This window comes from Mesorhizobium sp. M4A.F.Ca.ET.050.02.1.1 (assembly GCF_003997725.1).
GTDB lineage: Bacteria > Pseudomonadota > Alphaproteobacteria > Rhizobiales > Rhizobiaceae > Mesorhizobium.
Map to the genome: position 1 here is coordinate 1 of NZ_RZSG01000323.1, position 6,477 is coordinate 6,477.

The 6,477-nt window shown below is 65.3% G+C and carries 7 protein-coding genes and 1 pseudogene; all 8 read right to left on the bottom strand.

What is annotated here, in order from left to right:
• The coding region (locus EOA33_RS20175) for a peptidoglycan -binding protein (protein ID WP_127406390.1) at positions 1-785 on the bottom strand (785 nt) is incomplete at its 3' end.
• A gap of 1 nt (position 786) precedes the next feature.
• On the bottom strand, positions 787-1,812 hold the full coding sequence (locus EOA33_RS20180) for a MotA/TolQ/ExbB proton channel family protein (protein ID WP_126057853.1): 1,026 nt from the start codon (positions 1,810-1,812) through the stop codon (positions 787-789).
• A 206-nt stretch (positions 1,813-2,018) separates the two neighbouring features.
• The gene (locus EOA33_RS20185) at positions 2,019-2,711 is read right to left on the bottom strand and encodes a hemolysin III family protein (RefSeq protein WP_127406391.1); all 693 of its coding nucleotides are present in this window, start codon (positions 2,709-2,711) and stop codon (positions 2,019-2,021) included.
• A gap of 113 nt (positions 2,712-2,824) precedes the next feature.
• Positions 2,825-3,625 carry an inositol monophosphatase family protein gene (locus EOA33_RS20190; RefSeq protein ID WP_126057855.1) on the bottom strand — a complete coding sequence of 267 codons (801 nt, stop codon included), beginning with the start codon at positions 3,623-3,625 and terminating at the stop codon, positions 2,825-2,827.
• 24 nt (positions 3,626-3,649) lie between these two features.
• Positions 3,650-4,216, bottom strand: coding sequence for an elongation factor P (efp, locus tag EOA33_RS20195; protein WP_126057856.1), 567 nt, complete (start codon positions 4,214-4,216; stop codon positions 3,650-3,652).
• Between the two features lie 126 nt (positions 4,217-4,342).
• A complete protein-coding gene (locus EOA33_RS20200) occupies positions 4,343-5,437 on the bottom strand; it encodes a tetratricopeptide repeat protein (protein ID WP_127406392.1) in 1,095 nt (364 codons plus the stop codon).
• 1 nt (position 5,438) lies between these two features.
• Entirely contained in the window at positions 5,439-6,086 is a 648-nt protein-coding gene (locus EOA33_RS20205; protein WP_127406393.1) for a thiamine phosphate synthase, read from the bottom strand.
• Positions 6,087-6,255: 169 nt separating this feature from the next.
• A pseudogene (locus EOA33_RS20210) lies at positions 6,256-6,477 on the bottom strand (EamA/RhaT family transporter); the annotation flags it as partial.

A 6,477-nucleotide genomic window follows, 5' to 3' on the forward strand; every position in this document is an offset into this window, starting at 1 on the left:
CAGTTGATCTCCGGCGGGATTTCCTTCTGCAATTCGATGATGGCGTCGGCGAGCTTCTTCATTTCAACCTTACCGGCATCGTTGATCTCTTCGGAGCCGGTCGGGAACAGCACCTCCGACTGGAAGACGAAGCGATCGCCGACGATGCGGATGTTCTCGCGGTCGGCGAGGATCTCACGCAGGCGGCCGAAGAAGTCGGAGCGGTAGCGGTTCAGCTCCTGCACGCGCTGCGCCAGCGCGACATTGAGGCGGCGGCCGAGGTCGGCGATCTTGGTGTTGGAGTCGCGGTCGCGCGCTTCCGAAACGTTGAGCGCGTCCTCGAGCGCACCGATCTGCTTGCGCAGGGCGGCGATCTGCTGGTTCAGGATCTCGACCTGGCTGAGCGCCTGCTGGCTGATCTGGCGCTGGCTGTCGAGCTCGCCGGAGAGGGCGGCGGCGCGCTGGTTGGCGGCGTCGCCGGCGCCGGCGCCTTGCGCCAGCAGTTGTTCGAGCCGGCTCTTTTCCGCCTCCGACGCCGATAGCGAGGCCTGCAGATTGGCGAGAGAATCCTCCCTGTCCTGCGTCGTAGAGCGCTCCAGCGCCAGAAGCTGGGTCAGTTCGTTGATCTGCGAATTGAGCCGGTTGAGCACCGTGTCCTTGCCGGAGATCTCGCGGCCGAGCAAAAACTGCGCCAGCACGAAGACGGTGAGCAGGAACATGATCGCCAGAAGCAGTGTCGATAGCGCGTCGACGAAGCCCGGCCAATAGTCGATGCGGCGATCGGCGCGCCGCCTTGCCAGCGCCACGTCAGTGCACTCCCGGCTTCTTCAGCGCGTCGGCGATCTTTTCCAGCGTGTTGCGCATCGCCTTCTGCTCGTCGGACTGCGCTTCGACCCAGTCGCGCATGATCTGCTGTTCCGAACGCATGTTCTTGACCAGGCCCGAAATACCGTCGGCGAGGTTGGCCATCGCGGTGGCGACGCGCGGATTGGAGCCGCCGCCATTCTCCTGCAGGCTGCGCAGCCTTTCCGACAGCAGGCGGATCTCGTCGGAGGGCTCGGTCCTGGCCGAGTCGGAGACGACGATATCGTGCGACAGATCGGTGACCGAGGACAGCCAGTTTTCCAGCTCGGTGTAGAAGCGGGTCTGGGCACGGCCGGCCTGCAGGTCGAGGAAGCCGAGCACAAGCGAGCCGGAGAGGCCGAACAGCGAGGACGAAAACGCCGTGCCCATGCCTGCGAGCGGCGCGGCAAGCCCTTGCTTCAGCGAATCGAGCACGGCGGCGGCGTCGCCGGTGCCGGGATCGAGCGATTCGATGGTCTCTCGGATCGAGCCGATGGTGTTGAGCAGACCCCAGAAGGTACCGAGCAGGCCAAGGAACACAAGCAGCCCGACGAGGTAGCGCGAGGTGTCGCGGCTTTCGTCGAGGCGAGTGGCGATGGAATCGAGCATCGTGCGCATCGAGCTGGTCGAGAAGGCCACCGTCGACGAGCGGCCGATCATCGCCTTCATTGGCGCGAGCAGCACAGGCTCCGTGGTCTCCGAGCCGGCGCGGAAGGAGTTGACCCAGCGCACCTCGCGAAACAGGCGCCCGACCTGGACGAAGGCCAAGAGGATGCCGACCACCAGCACGCCGATGATCAGGCCGTTGAGGCCGGGATTGGTGACGAAGGCGGTCGAGATCTGGCGGGTGAGGATAGCGGCGATGAATGCAACGATGATCAGGAAGATCACCATGGTGAGCAGGAAGACCTGCGGGCTCGACAATTTGTGCGGATCGTAGATCAGAACGTCGGAGCGCCTGCCCATGCCGAAGGATCTGAGAAAAGCCATCCGAACCCCGTTTCCGATGCCGCGCCGCCGATCAGGTTGACGGCAACTCTAAACGGAATTGTGACCAAATTGAATGGTGGTTGGCAATAATGCCGAGCCAGGGCTCAGAGCCTGTTCCATCCCTGATGGAAATCGGGATGGGACTCTACCTTCTTGTTGGAGCTGTTCTTTTCCGAAAACCGGTTCCCCACTTTCGGGATCACGCTCTAGATCCGGTTTATCACCAGACAGTCGACCATTGCGGCCAGATGCAAGCCGGCGCCGGTGACGACAAAGCCATGCCAGACGGCATTGTGGAAGCGCAGCCCCTTCCAGGCGAAGAAGATGACGCCAAGCGAATAGACGATGCCGCCGGCAACGATCAGCGCGATCGATGTCGTCGGCAAGGTCCGCACCATCGGGCCGACCAGGACAATGCCGCTCCAGCCGATGGCGAGGTAGAAGACGATCGCAAGCCGGTCGAAGCGGCCGGGGAAAAGCACCTTGATGGCGATGCCGATCGCCGCTGCCGTCCAGACCAGCACGATCATCGAGACGGCGAGCGGCGAGCCGTCGAGCTGGGCGAGAAAGGGCGTGTAGGTCGCGGCGATCAACAGATAGATCGCGGCATGGTCGAAGCGGCGCAGAATCCACTTCGCCGGCGACGACACCGGCCAAAGATTATAAGCCAGCGACACCGACAGGACGGTGAGCAGCGAGACGACATAGAAGGCTGCAGCGACATATTCGCCGGGGCCGGCATGGAAGGCGGCCAGCGCCAGGAAGGCCGAACCCGCCGCGATGGCCAGCACGATGCCCACCGCATGTACGATGCCGTCGGCGATCACTTCGGCACGCGAGTAATGCCAGCGTCCCACGAACGGGATCTCGATCTGGGATTGTGACCTGGTGTCGCTCATGAACCGTCCTGCATCGCCCTCATCTGGGCGTCTGCCGGACAGTATTTCAAGCTTTGGTTGCCGTTTTGCGACTGCGGCGCTTCAGCGCGGCGCCCGTCAACGTGACTTGCCTGTCAACGAGATGGCAGCGGCTTCTTCACCGTCTTCAGGAGCGCGCGCTGGATGATCTCGTTGCCGGCAACGACCGAGCCGTGCTCCAGCATCTCCTGCCCACCCTCGAAATCGGAAGCGAAGCCGCCGGCTTCGCGGATCAGCAGCAGGCCGGCAGCGATGTCCCAGGCCGACAGACCGACCTCCCAGAACCCGTCCATGCGGCCGGCGGCGACATAGGCGAGATCGAGCGAGGCGGAACCGAGACGGCGCACGCCCGAGACCTCGGCCATCACATTGCGCAGTTCGATGAGGAAATTGCCGTGCTGGCCACGGCCGAGATGCGGCACGCCGCAGCCGATCACAGCGTCGGTGAGCTTGGTGCGGCCGGCGACGCGCAGCCGGCGGTCGTTCATGAAGGCGCCGCCGCCGCGCTCGGCAGTGTAGAGCTCGTCCATCGCCGGATTGTAGATGACGCCGGCTACGATCTGGCCCTGGCGCTCCAGCGCGATCGAGATGGCGAAGAGCGGGATGCCGTGCAGGAAGTTGGTGGTGCCGTCGAGCGGGTCGACGATCCAGCGGTGCTGGCCATCCTCGCCCTCGATGGCGCCGCGCTCTTCCATCAGGAAGGCGTAGCCGGGTCTTGCCTTCGACAGTTCGGTGAACAGGATGTCCTCGGCCTTGCGGTCGGCCTGGCTGACATAGTCGCCTGGCCCCTTCATCGACACCTGCAGGTTCTGCACTTCGCCGAAGTCGCGCGCCAGCGAACGGCCGGCCTTCATCGCGGCCTGGACCATGACATTGAGGATCGCTGAACGCGCCATCTTGTTTTCCCGCTGTCCCGCGCTTTAGTCGGCGCGGCGGACGTAAGTGATTTCGTTGGTGTCGACGATGATGCGCTCGCCGGCGGCAATGAAGGGCGGCACCAGCACGCGGATGCCGTTCTCCAGCACCGCGGGCTTGTAGGAAGAGGCAGCCGTCTGCCCCTTCACCACCGGGTCGGCCTCGGTGATGGCCAGCGTCACCTGATCGGGCAGCGAAATGCCGATCGGCCGTTCCTCGTAGAGCTGGACCGTCACCATCATGCCGTCCTGCAGGAAGGCGGCGCGATCGCCGACGAAATCCTTCGCCAGTTCGAGCTGCTCGTAGCTTTCGGTGTCCATAAACACCAGCGCATCGCCCTGCTCATAGAGGAAGGAAAAATCCTTCAGATCGAGCCGGATCTGCTCGACGGTCTCGGCCGAGCGAAAACGCTCGTTGAGCTTGGTGCCGTTGATGAGGTTCTTCAGCTCGACCTGGTTGTAGGCGCCGCCCTTGCCGGGCTTGACGGTGTTGGTCTTGACCGCGACCCAAAGTCCGCCATCGTGCTCGATGACGGTGCCGGGACGGATTTCGTTGCCATTGATCTTGGCCATGATGATGCTGGTCCGGAGTGAGGGAGCCGCCGCGACGGCGATTTGGCGCCTCCAAGACCACAAATCGTCCGGAGAGGCAAGGAGGGAGCACCGCGACGCAGCGCCGCCGCCCTGCGCCTCTTGCCCTCAAGGCAAACGGTTCGCCTTCTGCAGCGCCTGCTTGGTCTGGCCGTCGTCGAGGCCCTGGAGGAAATCATCCATTTCGGGATCGATAAGTCCGGCGCGACGGGCAACGATATACCAGGCGGCCGCGAGGATCAGGTCCGGGTCGGTGCCGATGCCTTCCATGTACAGCTTGGCGAGGCGATTCTGGGCGGCGACGTTACCGCCCTCGGCCGCCTGTTTCATCCAGCCGAAGCCGGACTTCAGGTCGCGGTCGCCGCCGCGCCCCTCGATCATCCATGTGGCGAGATCGACCTGCGCCGTATCGTAGTTCTGCCTGGCGGCTTGCGCCAGCAGCCGACGCGCCTGGGCATCATCGCGCGGCTTGCCGCCGGCGCCATTGGCGTAGATCTGCGCCATCGCATATTGCGCGTCGGCCAGTCCGGTGGCGGCGGCGCGCTCGTAATAGGTGGCAGCCTTGGCGATGCCGGCGTCGCCCGGATCCTGCTGGACAAGCAATTGCGCAAAATTGAACTGCGCCAGGCGGTTGCCGGCCTCCGCGGCGGCCTGCATCAGCGCATACGCCGCCTTCTCGTCCTTCTTGACGTAGCGGCCGTCGAGCAGCATCAACGCGTACTGGAATTGCGATTCCGGCACGCCCTGCTCGGCGGCGAGCGCGTACCATTTCGCGGCCTCCGCGGCGTTGAGCGGTACGCCGAGCCCGCGCGACAGGATCTCCGCCACCAGGGTCTGGGCGGCGGGGTCCCCGTTCTGGGCGCGCACCAAGGCGAGATTGTAGGCGGTCTTGTAGAGGCCGCGCTGAAAGGCGCCATAGGCCGAATCCGACGGTTTGGCGCCGAAGCGATCGGGATTAATGGCGTCCGCCGAAGGCAATGGGGCCGTGGTGGCGGGCTGCGGCAGCGGCGTGGCGATCGGCTTGTCGACATGCACGCCGGTGGTCGGCGCACCTGCGGCGGGCGCATTTGCAGCCGGCGCGCTTGCGTCCGGTACGCCAGCATCCGGTCGGGGCTGCGGCAGCGGAACGGTCTGCGCCGCCGCCGCCGCCTCGGTCAAAAGGGCCGCGGCCAGAACCGCGAGGGGAAGCAAAGACCGGCGCACGTCAATCCTCGAAGCGCGGCGCGGTCTCGTCGAGCAGCGCATTGGCGGCGGCGATCGCCCCCCTGGGGTCGATCCCGTCGGCGAAGACGGCGCTGGACAGCGCCACGAATTCGGCGCCGGTGGCGGCCACCGCCTCGACCGATGCGAGATCGGATCCGGCCATGACGATGCACGGGATCTGGATCATCTCGGCCCACCACTGGCCAAGAGACAGGTTGCGCGGATGCGGCTCCGGCTTGTTGTCGTAACCGAAGCGGCCGAAGAAAATGTAGTCGGGCCGCGCCTCGCCGAGCGCCAGCGCATCGTCGCGGGTCTTGGCGCCGCCGACGCCGACCATCATCCTTCCCTGGAAGTGTTCGATGGTCTCGGCGACCTCCTGGCTGGAGACCTCGACATGGATGCCGTCGGCCTGGACGCGGCCGGCGATGCGGGTATCGCCGGCGATGACGACCGCGATGCCTGCCGCCTGCGCCGTGGGCACGATCCTTTCGGCGAAGGCCTGGAAGGCGACGTCATCCATGCCGTTTTCCGGCAGGATGAGCGAGGCGACGTCACCGCCCTCGAAGGCCGCGGCAATACGCTCGGCCGGCGCGTCTTTCGGCGCGATCAGCACGATACGGCAGCGATTGGGCGGCGTGGCGTCGTTCATTGGTCATCGATCCCGGTTTTCGCCTATGCCGGGCGAAGATGGTTGCATTGCGGCATAGAGCAAAGCGCCCGGTTTGAACAGGCGGGCAAGCGGGATCATGATATCAGAGCTAACCGGGTCGGGCGGGACCGCCGCCCAGCCGAGACGGCAGGACGGCCGTCGCGGTCCTTCACTCGGCCGCTTGTGGGCTCGGCACCTTGGGCTTCCAAAGCGTCCAGCCGAGGGTCATGCCAGCGGCGGCGATCAGGATGGCGGCGGCGCCGAGGATCTGCGCGGGGTGCAGACGGTGGCCGAAGGCGCCGACGTCGACGAGGATCGCCACCACCGGATAGACGAAAGAGAGCGCGCCCTGCAGGTGTGTCGGCAGCTTCTGGATGGCGCCATACATCAA

Excerpts from the sequence above, each read along its gene's own strand:
- EOA33_RS20180 (WP_126057853.1), bottom strand. The coding sequence starts at position 1,812 with ATGGCTTTTCTCAGATCCTTCGGCATGGGCAGGCGCTCCGACGTTCTG.
- EOA33_RS20185 (WP_127406391.1), bottom strand. The coding sequence starts at position 2,711 with ATGAGCGACACCAGGTCACAATCCCAGATCGAGATCCCGTTCGTGGGA.
- EOA33_RS20190 (WP_126057855.1), bottom strand. The coding sequence starts at position 3,625 with ATGGCGCGTTCAGCGATCCTCAATGTCATGGTCCAGGCCGCGATGAAG.
- efp (WP_126057856.1), bottom strand. The coding sequence starts at position 4,216 with ATGGCCAAGATCAATGGCAACGAAATCCGTCCCGGCACCGTCATCGAG.
- EOA33_RS20205 (WP_127406393.1), bottom strand. The coding sequence starts at position 6,086 with ATGAACGACGCCACGCCGCCCAATCGCTGCCGTATCGTGCTGATCGCG.